1 protein-coding gene is annotated in these 534 nt (G+C 69.1%); it reads right to left on the reverse strand.

Going from position 1 to position 534, the window contains the following annotated elements:
• Positions 1-534, reverse strand: a 534-nt coding sequence (locus tag CVH10_RS17070) for a cytochrome c biogenesis protein ResB (RefSeq protein WP_146142965.1), incomplete at both ends; no start/stop codon positions are given.

Below are 534 nucleotides of genomic sequence, written 5' to 3' on the forward strand. Positions count from 1 at the left end.
GGCGCCCGTCTCGCGGTCGTGCAGCACCACCTCGCTCGCGAAGAGCTTGGGCATGCCGGTGGAGTAGTAGTCGACGATGAACTTCGTCAGCTCGATCGAGAAGGGAAGCTCCTGCAGCAGCACGCCGTCGGACTGGTTCAGGATGGCCACGCTCGACCGGCCGCCTTCGGGCACCAGGATGTTGCCGCGGAAGGTCGGGTTGGACGGCGACAGCCGGTGCTTGGCCGGCACGTCGGCGATCATGCCGCCGCCGGTGAACACGCTCTTGCCGTTGAACCAGGTCTGCGCGCGCACCACCAGGTCGCCGTCGAACAGGCCGCCGATGCAGATCAGGACGATGGCGCTGTGCGCGGCGATGTAGCCCAGCTTGTGCGCACCGCCGGCGCGCGCTGCGACCATCCAGCCGTCGCCTTCGCGGTGCTGCAGCTTCACCTTCCAGCCACCACCGGCCAGAAGCTGGCCGATGCGCTGCGCCGCTGCCTCGGGCGCTTCACCGAGCGTGGTCGCGGCGCGTTGGCCGAAGGCCTTGAGGCT

The sequence above is a fragment of the Halomonas sp. ND22Bw genome (assembly GCF_003011945.1).
Taxonomy (GTDB): Bacteria; Pseudomonadota; Gammaproteobacteria; order Pseudomonadales; family Halomonadaceae; genus Halomonas; species Halomonas halophila.